The 16,114-nt window shown below is 35.3% G+C and carries 17 protein-coding genes and 1 other RNA gene; 3 read left to right on the top strand and 15 right to left on the bottom strand.

The window, feature by feature from the left end; all coding sequences use genetic code 11:
* The first annotated feature begins 323 nt into the window (after positions 1–323).
* Positions 324–680: a hypothetical protein gene (locus VXN63_RS10525; protein WP_327758038.1), complete on the top strand. Its 357-nt coding sequence runs from the start codon at positions 324–326 to the stop codon at positions 678–680.
* Between the two features lie 55 nt (positions 681–735).
* Here the strand turns inward: VXN63_RS10525 and VXN63_RS10520 are convergent, their stop codons facing one another.
* Positions 736–1,473, bottom strand: a complete 738-nt coding sequence (locus tag VXN63_RS10520) for an NAD-dependent protein deacylase (protein WP_327758037.1) — start codon at positions 1,471–1,473, stop codon at positions 736–738.
* A 165-nt stretch (positions 1,474–1,638) separates the two neighbouring features.
* On the opposite strand from VXN63_RS10520, the gene ssrA reads away from it, so the two are divergent.
* Positions 1,639–2,006, top strand: a transfer-messenger RNA (tmRNA) gene (ssrA, locus tag VXN63_RS10515).
* Positions 2,007–2,375: 369 nt separating this feature from the next.
* Here ssrA and VXN63_RS10510 read toward each other — a convergent pair.
* The 13 genes from VXN63_RS10510 to VXN63_RS10450 all read right to left on the bottom strand — a co-directional run bounded on the left by VXN63_RS10510 (position 2,376) and on the right by VXN63_RS10450 (position 13,293).
* Positions 2,376–3,656, bottom strand: coding sequence for an HlyC/CorC family transporter (locus tag VXN63_RS10510; RefSeq protein ID WP_327758035.1), 1,281 nt, complete (start codon positions 3,654–3,656; stop codon positions 2,376–2,378).
* Between the two features lie 591 nt (positions 3,657–4,247).
* The gene (locus VXN63_RS10505; protein WP_327758034.1) at positions 4,248–4,553 is read right to left on the bottom strand and encodes a CPBP family glutamic-type intramembrane protease; all 306 of its coding nucleotides are present in this window, start codon (positions 4,551–4,553) and stop codon (positions 4,248–4,250) included.
* 3 nt (positions 4,554–4,556) lie between these two features.
* A complete protein-coding gene (locus VXN63_RS10500; RefSeq protein ID WP_327758033.1) occupies positions 4,557–4,874 on the bottom strand; it encodes a hypothetical protein in 318 nt (105 codons plus the stop codon).
* A 394-nt stretch (positions 4,875–5,268) separates the two neighbouring features.
* Positions 5,269–5,691, bottom strand: coding sequence for a GNAT family N-acetyltransferase (locus VXN63_RS10495; RefSeq protein WP_327758032.1), 423 nt, complete (start codon positions 5,689–5,691; stop codon positions 5,269–5,271).
* A gap of 94 nt (positions 5,692–5,785) precedes the next feature.
* Positions 5,786–6,526, bottom strand: a complete 741-nt coding sequence (locus tag VXN63_RS10490) for a DeoR/GlpR family DNA-binding transcription regulator (protein WP_327758030.1) — start codon at positions 6,524–6,526, stop codon at positions 5,786–5,788.
* A gap of 119 nt (positions 6,527–6,645) precedes the next feature.
* A complete protein-coding gene (gene rpiB, locus VXN63_RS10485; protein WP_327758028.1) occupies positions 6,646–7,083 on the bottom strand; it encodes a ribose 5-phosphate isomerase B in 438 nt (145 codons plus the stop codon).
* A 7-nt stretch (positions 7,084–7,090) separates the two neighbouring features.
* The gene (gene rpe / locus VXN63_RS10480; protein WP_327758027.1) at positions 7,091–7,741 is read right to left on the bottom strand and encodes a ribulose-phosphate 3-epimerase; all 651 of its coding nucleotides are present in this window, start codon (positions 7,739–7,741) and stop codon (positions 7,091–7,093) included.
* Between the two features lie 33 nt (positions 7,742–7,774).
* Positions 7,775–8,257: a PTS sugar transporter subunit IIA gene (locus VXN63_RS10475; protein WP_327758026.1), complete on the bottom strand. Its 483-nt coding sequence runs from the start codon at positions 8,255–8,257 to the stop codon at positions 7,775–7,777.
* 3 nt (positions 8,258–8,260) lie between these two features.
* Positions 8,261–9,634: a PTS transporter subunit EIIC gene (locus VXN63_RS10470; protein WP_327758025.1), complete on the bottom strand. Its 1,374-nt coding sequence runs from the start codon at positions 9,632–9,634 to the stop codon at positions 8,261–8,263.
* A gap of 40 nt (positions 9,635–9,674) precedes the next feature.
* On the bottom strand, positions 9,675–10,601 hold the full coding sequence (locus VXN63_RS10465) for a sugar phosphate isomerase/epimerase family protein (protein ID WP_327758024.1): 927 nt from the start codon (positions 10,599–10,601) through the stop codon (positions 9,675–9,677).
* Between the two features lie 203 nt (positions 10,602–10,804).
* Positions 10,805–11,605, bottom strand: a complete 801-nt coding sequence (locus VXN63_RS10460) for a formate/nitrite transporter family protein (RefSeq protein ID WP_327758023.1) — start codon at positions 11,603–11,605, stop codon at positions 10,805–10,807.
* A gap of 263 nt (positions 11,606–11,868) precedes the next feature.
* Positions 11,869–12,279 carry a hypothetical protein gene (locus tag VXN63_RS10455; protein WP_327758021.1) on the bottom strand — a complete coding sequence of 137 codons (411 nt, stop codon included), beginning with the start codon at positions 12,277–12,279 and terminating at the stop codon, positions 11,869–11,871.
* Between the two features lie 201 nt (positions 12,280–12,480).
* The gene (locus VXN63_RS10450; RefSeq protein ID WP_327758020.1) at positions 12,481–13,293 is read right to left on the bottom strand and encodes a sunset domain-containing protein; all 813 of its coding nucleotides are present in this window, start codon (positions 13,291–13,293) and stop codon (positions 12,481–12,483) included.
* Positions 13,294–13,707: 414 nt separating this feature from the next.
* Here VXN63_RS10450 and VXN63_RS10445 point away from each other — a divergent pair, with 414 nt between their 5' ends.
* The gene (locus VXN63_RS10445) at positions 13,708–14,880 is read left to right on the top strand and encodes a sunset domain-containing protein (protein WP_327758019.1); all 1,173 of its coding nucleotides are present in this window, start codon (positions 13,708–13,710) and stop codon (positions 14,878–14,880) included.
* 172 nt (positions 14,881–15,052) lie between these two features.
* Here the strand turns inward: VXN63_RS10445 and VXN63_RS10440 are convergent, their stop codons facing one another.
* A complete protein-coding gene (locus VXN63_RS10440) occupies positions 15,053–16,099 on the bottom strand; it encodes a YrzE family protein (RefSeq protein WP_327758018.1) in 1,047 nt (348 codons plus the stop codon).
* Between the last annotated feature and the right edge of the window lie 15 nt (positions 16,100–16,114).

The raw sequence follows: 16,114 nt of genomic DNA, 5'->3' as shown, positions 1-16,114 counted from the left end.
TACGCCAGTAATACCATATATCACCTACGTTTTCACACTATCAAATTTCACTAGAATATCCATTTTGATTAAATGTCTTATAATATTATTGATAAATATACATATTAGCGGATATTTAATCACTAAATGAACCTCATTCAATATTAATTTAGTTTAAATAGTGCTCATAACACTTACCTTGCTTTACAGATTCATGACTTATGTAATGAATCTGTTTACATAAGCTCTCTCATAGATTATTATTGTAAAGTGATTATTTATTTATATTTATAAGAATCATATTTTTGTGTTAGCACATACTTAATCGGTAGAGGATGAATTGAATGAGAAACGATAAGGAATTTCAAGAAATAATTGCTTATGCAAGTACTTTAGGTATGTCGACAGATGATTATCTCGTTTATCTTCATCACAAAAATCAGGCTGTTAAATCAATTTTGCTAGATGACAGCTTAGGATTCAAACAATTTTTACAAGAATTTCATGATGTATTGGATGGTCTGACCGTACCAGGTGAGAACGACGATACAGCTGTTTCTAAAAGAAAAGAACAATCAGTGCAAGCGTCCGCTGACTTGTTAGCTAAGATCAGTTCTGATCCTATGCTGCTGGCTCAAATGTATGAGCACTATCAATATGATTCCGATGAGGACTCCAAGACGATTATGAATAAAAAATAAAAAGACGTTCCACTTTGTTAGAATATCGATTCTATACTAAGTGGAACGTATTTTTTTAACTTTCTTTTACCGCAGCGAGTGTTTCGCCAACTTTACCTTCTATGAATAGATCAATCTCCAGATTTCCAGTATCGATTTTTTCATTATTAATGACGACAACGTGCTTTCCTTTGAATTGATGAATATAGTTGCGCGCTGGATTCACACTCAAAGATGTTCCCGCTATAATCAGTAAGTCTGCCGTTTTTATTGTAGCTTTACTTTTTTCGACGATCTCCTTATTAGGATTTTCACCAAATAAGACAACAGATGGTCTGACAATCCCGTTCTCTATTGGACATCTTGGAATATTTCTTTCATCTTTTTGTATTTCTCGAGGCGAATAAACTCTCGTGCACTCCATACAATACCAAGTACGATTGTGTCCGTGAAGTTCTAATACAAAACGATGTCCAGCCTGTTGATGAAGCCCATCCACGTTTTGAGTGATCACGCGAATATCTTTTCCAGCTTTTTCCATTTCAGCCAACACAATGTGTGCCTCATTTGGAGCAGGTTCGGTCCTTTTATTATGAGATCGATTGAAAAAAGCTTCTGGTTGTTCGGTCAGAAATTTTCGACTCATGATTTTTTTAGGATCAAGTGCCTTCTTTTCAAGCTCGGTGTATGTTCCATCTTTTGAACGATAGTCTGGTAGACCACTTTCTGTAGAAACTCCAGCACCTCCAAAAAAGGCGATAATCTGAGCTTCTTCTATATAAGCTTTTAACTGTGCGATTTCTGTTCTTTCCATATAAAACACCTCTCTAAATCTCGTCTACTCATTATATCAACTAAATTTATGAAAGACACTTGTAGTGGATTATAAGCGAACAGACTTTCATTTTCATTGGTTATATGCTATAATATGTATAGAAATGGTAGCGATTCGTTATCATTTGGTTCTATTTTCTATATTGGGGTTGTTACGGATTCGACAGGCATAGATTGAGCTCGAGTTGCGTTCTGCAGGTGACGAGACTGCATACCAACGTCACAGTTAAATATAACTGCAAACAATAATAATAACACATACGCTTTAGCTGCGTAAAAGTAGCTAGCGTGATCCGAACTGGTATCACCCACGTGTCACGTTTGGGTCCTATAATTAAGTGGGATACGCTAATTCTTTCCGTCTGGAAGGATTAGAAGAGATTATCAGACTAGCGACACATGATGCCTGTTAGGCGGCTAATGTAGAGCGAAATCTTAATAGCGTAACTATGATCGTAGATGCTTGAGTGCCAATGTGTCTGGACAGGGGTTCGACTCCCCTCAGCTCCATCAAAAACATCCGTATAGGAAGAATCAAGAAGAGTAATGCCGATAAAACGGTATTTCTCTTCTTTTGTTTATGCTATGAGAATGTAGAAAATATATCCAAAAAAAAGACCCCCACCGAAGTGAAGGTCAAATCTATACGAGGTATAAACCTCACATCATAGGACTATGACTAGATAGTGTGCTATGTTTCTTAAATTATACCCTTTAGTAACTCTACTTTCAACAATACAAAAAAATGGAGTTTTCTAACCTTTAAGGTTAGAAAACTCCGTAACAGCTTCCCGCCGTTATTTCAGTTGAAACGATTGTAGCACATACATTAAATAATTCAACTTTTGAATTGGTCAATTCCAAATAGTTTAGAATCACATTTTAGGACTCTTCTTCGAATTTAGTTTCAGCATAATCAACTTGAATTTCAAGGACACGTCTATTTTTGACTTCAATAACCATAATATCCATATTTTTATAAGTAAATTTTTCATTCTCATCAGGTACTCTATTCAAATTTTCAATAATAAAGCCACTTACTGTATTAGAAATGAACTCAACTGTATTTTCCAAGTGAAATAAGTCAAATAATTTTTCCAATTTAGTATTCCCATTTACAATGTAACTCGCTCCATTATCCAACTTAATGATTTCTTCTTCAATGGTATCAGATTCATCCCATATCTCACCTACTAGTTCTTCTAAAACGTCTTCCATAGTGGCAATTCCTTTCGTACCACCGTGCTCATCTGTTACGATCGCCATATGTGTTTTTTTCAGCTGCATCATTCTAAGGAGTTTAGATAGATTCATGACGGGAGGGACGAAAATCACCTCTTTGACGATTGTCATTATAGAAGCCTCTCTTCCCGTCCGCACTTTCACTTTCAGATAACGATTGAATTCTTTTTCGTGTAATACACCAACCACATGATCAATCGTATCATCATAAACAATTAGACGAGAGAAATTATGACGACTAAATAACTCTTCGATTTTAGAATCTTTTTCGTTCATATCACAACCTACGACATCTACGCGAGGCTTGAGAATCTTAGAAACTTCAAAATCATCAAAATTTAAAGCTGACCTCACTAGCTTATGTTCATGATCTTCAATACTTCCACCTAACTCAGCCTGATCAATCATTGATAATAATTCTTCTTCACTGATTGTTTCCTGACTTTCAAAATTGAAAATTTTATCTAGTAGAAGTCGCCATTTTTCAAAGAACCAGATTGCTGGTCTGAAAATTTTGATTAATACTATGATGATTGGTGCAGAAAATTTTGCGATTGTTTCAGATTTTTCTTTGGCAATTGTTTTAGGAGTGATTTCCCCAAATATTAAAACTACGATAGTTGTCACTACTGTCGCAATCGTTGCTCCATAAGTTGGGAACCATCCTATAAAAAGTAAAGTTGCAATGGCTGACGTAGCAATATTGACAATATTATTCCCAATTAAAAGCGTAGATAATACGGCATCAAAATTCTTGGCTAAATCTAGTGTCCTTTTTGCCTGTTTACTTCCATTTTCCGCTTCGTTTTTTAGTCGAATTTGGTTTGCAGAAGTGAAAGCAGTTTCTGAAGAAGAAAAGAAAGCAGATAAAGCAATCAATACGATTAAAAGCATAATACTTGGTAAATCTCCACTGTCCATTAAGGTGGGCTTCCTCCTTTATAGTTCCATTTTTTATATCTTATCATAACGCTAATAAAAATGTACGGAACATTGTGAACCTTATGAAATTTCTAAATATATATATATACTAGATCCTTTTCTTATATTTTTAGTCATTTAATCCATAAAAAAAGACCCCACCGAAGTGAGAGCCTTCTCCCATACGAGGCGTAAACCTCACATCATAGGACTATGACTAGATAGTAAGCTATGTAGTTAAAATTATACCGTTTAATGATTATACTTTCAATAACTTATAAACTACGTGATATACTGCTATTTATTGCTCTTTTTTTGTTCAATCTCTAGTATGTAATCAACAATATATTCTTTTATGTACGTATTCATTATTTTACTAGGACTAGTTCTTTTTAATTCTCTGTATTTTCTGAGGTACGGATATAACTCGTCATCAATTTCAATTTGAATTTTCACTAACCTATCCCCTTTTAATAATGTATGTTATTTACTACGATCATATCTATTTTATTCTTTTTATCAAACAAAAAAGATAACCCCTCATCCAATGAAGGTAGAGGGTCATAATACAAAGCTTTTCAAAATATTGTCTTACTGTGTTAGAACATACAAGTAGAACCCTATACCATCTACTAGCAAATGTATCGTCCAAGACCCTATTATACTTCTACCTGTTTTTAAGTAAATAAAATTAAATATCAGCCTAGCTACTGCTTGTAATAGCAAGACATGTAATACTGTAGAAATTATATCTCCATTCCAATAGGCGATTACATGTAGTAATCCAAAAATGAGTGCACTGAGTAAGGAAGCATTAACAAATGACCACCCCTTACTTCTAGCTACTTCAAGTACTCCAATACCTAATAATTCTTCGCCCATTAATGCAAAGGGCAATGTTTAAATGATATCACTCAAATTTTCCACAGCTGAATTCGCTACCCATTCAAACCCTATTCTTTCAGCAATATTACTTACTAGAAGACCGTATACAAAATAGCCAATTACACCTAAAAGAATAATCCATAAACGATGAGGTAATATAAAAAGGTGATAAGAATCTCCTTCGAATACAACAATCCATGCTATCACGCCACCAACAAATAGCCCCCACCATCCCCATGATGTAGCTAAGAGAACTACCAACCCTAAAATAAGTGCTAAGGCCCCAATCAGTATACGACTATTCGTTGTGGTAAAGGCTGAATCATTTCTCATGTTTGCATCCCCTTTTTATTCTATTTTATATTACGCGTTCTTTATACCACACATTTCTAATTAATCCATTATATGCACTTAGTAAAACCTTCACATAATTTATAGTAATTAAACGTGTGATTCCTACAAAAAAGGCTTCATCCAATTAATAACGATAAGGGGGGATCATTATAAATTTTTACTTTTTATTTTTCGATTTACTCCAACTAAAATATAAAATCATCGCTATCGGGATTAACCCTATAAAGTCCATTTATATCCTCCTTCTCTTTTTTATAGTCATAGTATATATCACTTATGAAACGTAGACATATCATTCACTTTATTCATAGGTAGAAAAAAAGACTACCCCACGGAGTTACCTTTTATCGTTCCATTCATGAGGTAATCTTTTTTAATCTAAACGTTTGTGAAAATAGAATTTCGTTACACCTTTGATCGGCATATCTTCAAGTGTCCCGAATACTTCATAACCGTATTTTTTATAGAATCCTTCAGCCTGGTAACTTTTTGTAGAGAGTGTGATGTGAATGATATCCATTTCTCTTGCTCTTTTTTCGATTTCTTTTAGAAGTTTGCTCCCGACTGCTTGGCCTCTGTAGCCACCTTTGACCGCTAACATTGCGATATGAACGTTCTCGTATTGTTTGTTTCCAATGATACCTCCGACTAGTTCTTCTCCGTCGTAAGCGCCTATTACAATTTTCTCGGCATTCCGTTCCGGAACTTGATCGAATGTATCTTCATTCTGTTGATCAAAGATCTTTTCGATTTCTGGTTCTAACTTTTCAAAGGTCATTTCTTTTAGGTTGATCATTTAATATCCTCCGTTTTCAATACTTTTTTATGCTCAAACTTTCTATTGACTCGTTTTTTCTATATAAGTATTTTTTTAAATCTCAAATGTTTTCTTAGGCTTTATAGATCAATTCGGTTTTTTCAGCGATTTCTTTATCATAAGCATTGGATATAATACTAACTTCGTTTATTTCAAAAGATTTAACTGTTGAATTAATATGAAATTTCGAGCTATCACAAAGCAAAAAAGCTTTTTTAGAATTTTTGATTACATTTTTCTTCTTATTAGCTTCAACGAGATTAGGTGTACTCACACCTTTTTTGACATCCACACCGTTTGCACCTAAAAAAGCCTTGTCAAAGTTGAAGTTCTGCAAGTTACTATCAGTTAAAGGACCATTGAGGGAAGAAATATTTGGATTAAAATTACCGCCAAGTATAATCACTTCCGCTACAATATCTTCAGCTATGCCTAATACACTCGCATTCGTTGTAATAATCATAATTTTTCTATTGATGATTTTGTTCAAAAGTGCCGTACAAGTCGTTCCAGAATCTAAATAAATCACTTCTCCATCATTGATTTGATCTAATGCTAAATTAGCTATCACATCTTTTTCTTTAGAGTATAAAGATTGTTTAGTCGTAATCGATAACTCTACAGCTGATGAAGTTGCTTTAACAGCGCCTCCAGTCAGCATAATGATTTTACCGTTCTTTTCTAGCTCCTTTAAATCTCTTCTAAGCGTAGAAATAGATACTTCTGGGATGAGCATATGTAAACTTTCAATTTTTAAGATACCTTCTCTATTTAAATTTTCTAATATCTTTTCTTGTCTTTCATAAGGGATCACTATTTTTCCTCCTTTTATTTAATTGTCTATTTCTATTTTAACACCTTTTCGCTTTACTTGAAAAAAAATAAGATCAATAGATGCAAAGCACCATTGATCTTACTTATTGCTAGACCGAATCAGTTTTCAAAATCTCTGATTTTCTCTACTCTTTTCGAATGACGCCCGCCTTCATATTTGGAATCCAGCCATTCTTTGACAATCATTTTAGCGAGTTCTGGGCCAACTACTCTTGACCCAAAAGCGAGAATATTTGTATTATTGTGTTCTTTAGACAGTTTTGCACTATATGGTTCGCTACAAACAACTGCACGAATCCCTTTGAATTTGTTAGCTGCAATAGAAATCCCAACACCTGTGCCACAAATCAAAATACCTCTATCAAATTCCTCAGAAAGAACCGCTTCAGCGACTTTTTTGCTGTAATCAGGATAATCTACACGATCTCCCGAATATGCCCCAAAGTCTTCTATTGTGTATCCTAGTTCAGTTAAATATTCCAGGATAGCAGGTTTCAATTCAAATCCTACATGATCTGATCCTATAGCAATTTTCATTATACACTTACCTCTCTCTCTTTTTTAAACGGTCCAATATTTCTTTGTAAGACTGTTCTTTACCAAATAAGGTAGATGTTCCTAAAACGAATCCATCTACGCCTATCTTTGATAATCTCTGGATAACGGGTTCCGAAATAGCCCCATCAACCATCAACTCGAAGTTAAACACCTCTTTGAGTTCAACTAACTTCTTAATTTTTTCATCTACATACGGAAGATATTTCTGACCAGCGAATCCAGGATTCACGGTCATAACCATTAGATAGTCAACTAGTGGCAATAATTCTTCAATCTGGTGAATAGATGTTCCAGGATTGATTGCAATTCCAGCTTTCTTTCCGTTTTCCGCTATTTTTGCGAGCGTTCTTGCTGATTGGATATCTGTTTCAGGATGGATATAGATAATATCGGCTCCTAAATCTGCAAACATTTCTACATACTCATCTGGATTAGCGATCATCAAATGTACATCTACTAATTTATCTGTGCTTTTTCTTATAGCTGTTACGTCCTGTGTGCCCATACCAAAATTGGGTACAAAATTTCCATCCATGATATCAATATGGAAAATATCCGTTCCAGCAGCATCCAATACTTTGACTTCTTGTTCAAGATGATTGAAAGAAGCACACATCATCGAAGGGCAAAATAACATTCATCTTCCTCCTGTCTTGACTGTTTGAAGCGATTATTTTAACAGTCCAATTTCTTCGTTTTGGTTCGTTGTACCGTATTCAATTGACAATTCTTTGTCTTTTGCTTCCGGGAATACAACAATCACATCTGTTTCTTTACCACTGCTTTTTATATAATCAAAATCTACTGAAACGAGCTTTGTATTAAAGTCCACTGTGTCGCCTTCAGCCGCAATCATTTCAAATCCATCACCGTTTAATTCTACTGTATCAATACCGATGTGGATCAAAACATCCTGATTTCCTTTTGCTTTGATAGAAATTGCATGTTTAGTCGGAAAGACAGAAGTGACTTTTCCTTTAACTGGTGAGTAGAGATTATTGCTATTTGGTTCGACAGCGAATCCATTACCCATCAATTTTTTAGAAAACATTTCGTCATTTACTTCGGATAAATTTTTCACAGTTCCTTTTACAGGATTATAAATTATAATTTTTTTCTCGAAAATCTTCATATTAATTCCTTTCAAATTCATTATTTACTCTGCTAGTTTTTCATCTTGTCTAGTGAAGAAGAAGGCTAGAATACCTGATACAACCAGTGATATTGCTAAACCGATCATCGCGTTGATAAAGTTAGAGTTGTTTTCAGTCACGAATGCTGGGAAGGTTGTCACACTACCGAATACGAATGCATTTGTAACAACTTTTGTCAGACCCAGATACGCTCCACCGACTGCACCACCAATGATTTGTGCCAAGAATAGTTTTTTGTTTTTCACTAATAGTCCGAACAATGTTGCTTCGATAATCGCAGATAATACGATTGTAATTAATCCTGTTAATGCAAAACTTTTTAATCTTTTATCTCTTGCTTTGAAATATATTCCAATAGTTGTTCCAATAACGGCAAAGTTACATGCGAATGTAAATGGAACGATATAGTCAAATCCGTAAGTTGAAACGTTATTGATCATAATCGGGTTAACAGCCCAGTGAATTCCTAGACTTACAAGAACACTCCAACCACCACCGATAACAATACCTGTGAGAATACTACTTCTTTCAATCAACCAATTGACTATTCCGGCAACGGCTTCTCCGCTATAAACCCCGATTGGTCCGATGACGATAACGGTCAAAGGAATCATGACCCCCAATGAAATCAATGGAATAACAACTAGTTTCAACGTATCCGGAATATGTTTATCTAAGAATTTGTATAGATATGAAAAGGCCCAGATAGATAAAATGATAGGTACCACTGTAGAGTTATAATTCATTAAGACCACGGGTACTCCGAAAAAGTCTGTAACTACACCATTACCAGCGTCCCCCATCAAACCAATAAAGTCTGGATGGATTAGAGCCGCTCCGATAAGAGCTGATAGATACGGACTGGCTCCAAATCTTCGAGCAGAGGTAAACGCTAACAATACTGGTAAAAAGTAAAAGACACTCATTGAAGCAACAAACATAATCGAGTACGTCCCACTATTTTCACTGATTAGTCCCAGTTGAACACCTAAAATCAAAAGGCCACGTAGAATACCTGAACCTGCTAGTGCTGGTAATAAAGGTGCAAAAATTGCTGAAATTGCTGAAAATATATTACTGATGATACCTCCAGATTCTGCATTAGAGGCATCTGTTGAAATGTTTCCATTTCCTTTGACCAAGTTTTCGAATTCATCATACAATTTTGGAACTTCGGTACCAATCAAAAGTTGGTATTGCCCTGCTTTATTGACAACATCGACTACCCCTTCAATACTTTTAACGGATTTGTCATCAACAATCGATGTGTCTCTTAGATTGAGCCTTAATCTGGTTGCGCAGTGAGTCATATTCGAAACGTTTTCCGGGCCACCGATTTCGTCTAATACTTCCCGTGCCATTTTCTTATAATCCATTGTTTATACCTCCTGATTTGTTAGGACTAGAAATCTTATTTTAAGATAAGATTTCTAATACTAGTTCGCTAACTTTAACACCGCTGTTTTGATCGATAATATCTTGAATTTTATCCATACCGATACGATTAATTTTTTCATCTATCAATTGGATCATTTTCAAGTTACTTTCGCATTCAGCAACTGGATCTTCTATGATTGGGAATGTATCGAAGTAAATCGCATAATCATAATTGTGTAACTTAGCGTAATATAAGAATTCAAAGGTTTTCACTGGACTACTTGTACCAATCATTAAACCATCATCGTTTAATCCGTATCCGTCATTTAAGTGAACCCCGAATAATTTTTTTCTGCTTCCTAATATACTAGCTCCATAGGCTGGGTTTTCGTGTTTCATCAACATGTGACAGTAGTCTAATGTGATTCCAACGTTTTCGCGGTCGATTTCACTCATCATCGTCATTGCAATACCTAAGCTATCTATGAATGCATAGGCTCTTGGCTGGAATGGTTTGTATTCAATACTCAGTTTCAAGTCAGGTGCATAATCTGCAACTTCGATAAAGCAGTTTTTGATTTGTTCCCAGACTTTTTCGTAATTGATTTGAAATGAATAGTCAAATCCATCAAACCCTAACCACACTGTAACAACTTCGCCTTTGATAGCACGGCAATAGTCAGCAGCTTCTTTACATAATTCAACAGCTTGCTTAGAAATTTTCTGATCTGAATTTCCAAGTTCTCCATTTACAAAGTCTTTTCTAAATCTTAAAGCAACACCATTGGCTTTTAAGTTATTTTTTTCCAGTAACGCTTTCATCTCTTCTGGAGAAAAATCATTTGTATGTTCTGGATAGTTTAAATCTACATGTGTTAATCCAATGCGACTAAACTCTTCAAATACTTTTTCTAAATCATTATCAAACTTTGGTAAAAATGAATTAATTCTAGTTGCAGTCTTCATTTTATGACCTCCAATATTTTTGTTAAACACATAGTAGCATTTCCAAAATTCAAACACAACCATTAAATTCCATTTATTTTCATTTAATTTCATTAAATTTCACAAAAACTCAGCGAATAAAGGAAATTAGATAAAAAAGAAGCAATCAGTCTCCTGATTACTTCTTTTTTATTCATGGAATTTAGTTACTCTTATATTCAATATTAGTCTAGGTAAACATGATCTCCTCTATTCAACCATGAATAAACTAGACCAATCACTAAACCGCCACCTACATAATTACCTAACGCTGCAAAAAACAAGTTCGTTAAAACAGCAGTATTCGTCATTCCAGCTATTGCTCCACCTGAAGCAAAATAAGCCAGTGGGAAAGATGAAAAGTTGGCAATAACGTGCTCGAATCCTAAAAACGCAAAGATAAAGATAATAAAGATCATAGCCATAACTTTTCCGGCATCATCCTTCATACGAATCGTACAGTACACTGCCGTATTTACAATGACATTAGCAAAAATGCCTTCTGTGAATACTTGAAGCGGTGTTTTTTCTAATTTATGTTCTATCGCCGTAAACAAGAAATGATCCGCTGGAAGATCTTGAAAAGTTGAAGTCAAAGAAACGAGATAACTTGATAAAATCCCTCCTATTAAATTAAAGAGTAAACAAGCGAATAATATCGTGACTGCTTTTTTGACTGTAAGTAACTCGCGGTGAACACCAATCGTTGTATACATCATGTTTGACGTTCCTAACTCGGCATTCATATAAATGATCATAACAAGTGACCAACTGAACATGAAAGAATATAAAAATTTGCCAGAACCTTGTGCTACATTTTCTGCCGACTGGGCGGTGATCACAGCGATGGCCGTTCCGAGTGTTAGAAAAAGTGTGGCTAGCATGGCTCTTACAATATAACGAGAAGGACTTTTCTCAAATAATTGCTTTTTCTTTTCGATACTTGTTTCTATTGAATAAAATAACCCTTGATAATTGGCATCCATTACAACCCATCCCTTTTGTTCAATATTTCACTATGTGGGTATTTTACCACCAATAGAACAGTTTGAAAATAGTATTTTCAAAATACTTTCAGAGAATTCGTTTTCATTTTTACTATATAGTTCAACCGTAGAGTCCCTTCTACAAATAAGTGCAAACATCTTGCTATCACTGGCATAACCGATCCCTTTAAAAAATAAAAGTATCTACTATTCTCTAATTGAATGATAGTAGATACTTTATGTAAATTTTTGATTGCTCTTTTTTATGTTTCATCTGGAATAAGAGATTTTTGTGAGGTCAAATCAATGTTGTTCACCTCATCACGAAACACTTTTGGACTATGGACTTTCAATTCGTATTTCCCTTCAGGAACTTCAATCGTTAAGAGGTTTTCATCATCATTATACTCGAGCTCATAATCTGCGTAATTTTCTAAATATTCAAAGGGCGTATCGTATAGATCTTCATGTGCACTAACTCCATAATAGGTCAGGCCTCTTTCATCAAAAGTCAAAAAGACTCCACTATTAGCGAGTGAAATAGTATACATCTCTCCTTCTTCAATCGATTCTTTTATGTATTGGTCTACTTCTGATGAAGATTCCATGCTACATGCAGACAAGAGCGCTACCGTTGCCATACCTACACTCAGTAATACTTTTTTCAGTTGCATTTACTTCCACCTTTCTTTTTTTATTTACTTGTATTTCAAACTTGTATGCACTGCTTTTTTAGGATTACCTCACCTTACAACATTATTAACATAACCTCCTTTTATTCTAATTAAATTACCATACAAAGAAATCCTAGTCAAATGACTTTGTTCTTAAAAAAGTGCAAAAAAAAGAGACTTATAGAAGCCTCTTTTAAAGAGTTATTTTGCTGGTCTATAACCGGCTTTGATTGCTTGAACTTCTGTAGCAAACATTGCTTTCGGTTTTGTCGTTGACTTGTAATACTGAGAGTTAGGTAGATGATAGATTTTACTGCTAGATCCTTTTATTAATCCTTTACCTTTAGCATCGACATATTTTTTATTACCATCTCTGAATGTATTGTTGATTGTCCCTGGAGCTTTGTTTCCTTTTTTGACTAGCTTGATTTCCATGCCCTCAAGCCTGAACCCAAATCCTAATGTTCCAGCAGATTCTCCATTTTTTGCCCAACCTTGCCAGCCGAATGTTTCAGAGTGAACGCGGTAGTACACATCGTATTTTTTCTCCATTTCCCCTGTTAACTTGATTTTGATGGCTTCTAATCTCTTAGACTCTCCCTGTGTACCGCTAACCTGTCCATTAGATTTCCAGCCTAACCAACCTTTTGACTGTACATTGGTTTGATAAGTAATACCGCCCTTGAATTCAGGGTTGGAGAGTTCAATTTTAATGGCTTCTAATCTTTTACCTTTTCCAACCGTTCCTGAGGTTTTACCATTGTTTACTTTCGGTTGCCACCCAGAAGATTGTATAAGCGTTGAATAGTTCACTTTCATTGCTTCTTTGGTTTTGGAACTTGTAGTTGCCTTAGTGCTACTTGCAACGGTTTTAGGTTTCACGACTTTAGCTACCGCTGACTGACTTGTATAAACCAATGAACCTGCTTGAGCTTCAACTGCAGTATTTGTATTCCAATTAATCCCAACCAATAGTAATAACGATGTCATCATACTGACCACTAGCTTTTTCATCTTTTAACCTCTTTTCTTATTTAAGAAGAGCATAGCATAAGGAATCGTCTTTTTACCCTGTAGTTGTGAACGAAATAGTTACTTTTATTTCACTATAGACCCTTTTGGTTATTCATCTTTTTTAAACTAAAAAATCGTTAAATTGATTAAAATAATTACAAAATAAAATTGAATAATCCATAAAACCCACTATGCCTCTTTAATTAAACCGTTTTATCATTCTATTTATTTAGTGAGTTTCTCAGTTTTTAGTAAGTTATACTATGTTTGCGTTAACAACTATAGTACTCTTACTATTAGGACAGTCTTTCACTGTGTCTATTGCCCTTTTTTTATAAGGTCTACTCTAAACTTATATTGAACTGTCGATGAATGAGAATTTACTGTTACTATCATTTTAAGGAGTTTATCTCAATGCAAAATATGAAAGTCATATTCTGGCTTATCTGCTTTTTCCCTATTGGTTTGTACTTTATGTTTAAAGAAACAGACTGGTCACAGATCAAGAAAATAGTTATTGCTATTGTTGGTATATTTGTTGTAGGTTTTATTGTTTCTATCGGGAATGTATTTGATGTTTTATTGCTATCTGGTTTTATGCTATCGATATCTTCTGTAGTTTATTTTATTTATGCCCTTATAAGAAGAAAACAGAAACGATCGTCTTTATTAATTTTATTGTTTGGTATTCTTCTTTTAGGTGTTTCGATCAATAACGTCTCCATAGATACCGCTGAAGCGGAACGCATCGCTGAAGAACAGAGAATTGAAGAAGAGCGCATTGTCGAAGAAGAAAAAGTTGAAGAACAACGAATTGAAGAAGAACGTGTTGCTGAAGAGCAACGATTAGAACAAGATCGTCTTGAAAAAGAGAAACAAGAGGATATTGATGAAAAAACAAGATTAGCTGAGATCGCTATCAAGAGAGTAGAACAATCCCCTACTCGCAAGAATGCTGAGTTAGCTGATAAAGCTATTGCAGCCATACCTGAAGATAATCAAACTTTAGTAGATCAGCTATTGGCATTAGAACCAGAAATTGAAACATATGAATTAGCACTTGAGGACGCTACTAGTAAACTAGAAGTCGCTGAAGAATCGAATTCTAGAGAAGACTATGAAGCCGCGGTATCTATTTCTTCTACTTTATCTCCAAGTGATTCAGGGTTAACTGCTCGATTATCAAAATTAGATACTTCCATTGCTGAAGGTGAAGCGCAACAAGCAGAGGAAGAGCGCCTAGCTCAAGAAGCCGAAGAAGAACGTGTCGCACAAGAAAAAGCGGACCAAGAAGCTGCACAGAAAAAAGTAGATGAAGAAAAAGCGGCAGCTGCTACAAGTAGCGAAAATGCTAGCGCTTCTGAAAGTAACGGTAGTTCCAGTAATGATAGTCCTCAAAGTACAGCTCCAAACGTTGGCGGACAGACTTACGTTCAACAAAACGGTGAAGGTGCGATAAAAGGATCTGTGAATGGTATTTACCATATTCCTGGAAGCACTTATTACGGTAGAACTAAAAATGTAGTACAGTGGTTCAAAACAGCTGCGGAAGCAGAAGCAGCCGGCTACAGAGCACCTGAAAATTAATATGCTATCAATAAAAAAGAAGGAACCATCGAAGTTAAGAATAACTTTAATGGTTCCTTCTTTTTTTGACTTTTTTATACTTCCTAACGCTACTTCTCTTCGTTTTTTCTGCGGTTAATATGATTTTACAAAAAAAGAGAGCGCTCGGCGCTCTCTTTCCTATTTATATTGGTTATACTCTACTTTCGGATTTAGACGTTTTCACTGTGTTAGATCCTAACAAACCAGCTACTGAAGTTAAAATCATGCTTAGTAGTAGTGCTACAAATGCCCAGATTGAATATTTAGATCCAGCATCTGTTGCTTCTTCTGCTTGAACACGTGCATCTTGAATCGTTTGATCTACTTGAGTTTGTAGGTTTTCTACTTCACCACGTAGATTTTCGATTGTTGTTTGTGCTTGTGTAGTAGTGTTCTCGTAAGCTTCAACAATGTTTTGAGTTGCTTCATCTGCTTCTTCTTGTGACAAATCAGTATTTGATTCAACCGCGTTTGAGATCGCCTCTTCGTCAGCTGCATCTCCAATTGTAGTTGCTCTTTCTTCTAAACTATCTAGTAAATCAGAAATAATAGAATCAGCGTTGTCTGGATTAGTAACAATTTCTTGTCCAGCCGCCGCAACTTCATCTGTTGCTTCAGAAACTTGGCCTTGTAGATAGTCAGGTTGTAATTCAGGAATGTCTGTATCTTGCAATACAGAATCTACTTGTGTTTGCAATTCATCCGAATCTACATTTTCAGCACCTTGTGCTGCACTTTCGAACCCTGTACTTACTGCGCTACCTGTTAAATCGATTGTTGTTTGAGCAGCTGATCCTACTGCATTTGTTACAGTTCCTAAAACTGATCCTGCTAGTGAAAATACACCTGAAGCAAGATATGAAAGCATAATAACTAAAACAATTAAACTTGATGCCCAAGTTAAGAATCCGTGAACTAATCCAACACGTCGCGATGTAGCTCCAGCGATAAATCCTCCACCAAAGAAAGCTAATACGAAAGCGATGACTGTCCAAATCGCCACACCCGTACCGACACCGTCAAGCGGGTTGCTTGAAGTAGGTTCAGCGACGCCAAGACCAATTGCAGAAGTAATAAAACTAAACATAAGCATTAATGCTAGTATAGTAACTACCCCAGCAATAACCGCGCCCCAAGATAAATTAAATCCTGCTTCTGTTTCTCCTGCTCCCAGGTAATGTCTTACTCTTTTTTTCATAATGATTTCTCCTTT

Source organism: Marinilactibacillus sp. XAAS-LB27 (assembly GCF_036039175.1).
Taxonomy (GTDB): domain Bacteria; phylum Bacillota; class Bacilli; order Lactobacillales; family Carnobacteriaceae_A; genus Marinilactibacillus.
The sequence above is the reverse complement of the archived record's forward strand: the minus strand, read 5'-3'. Positions and strand labels throughout refer to the sequence as shown.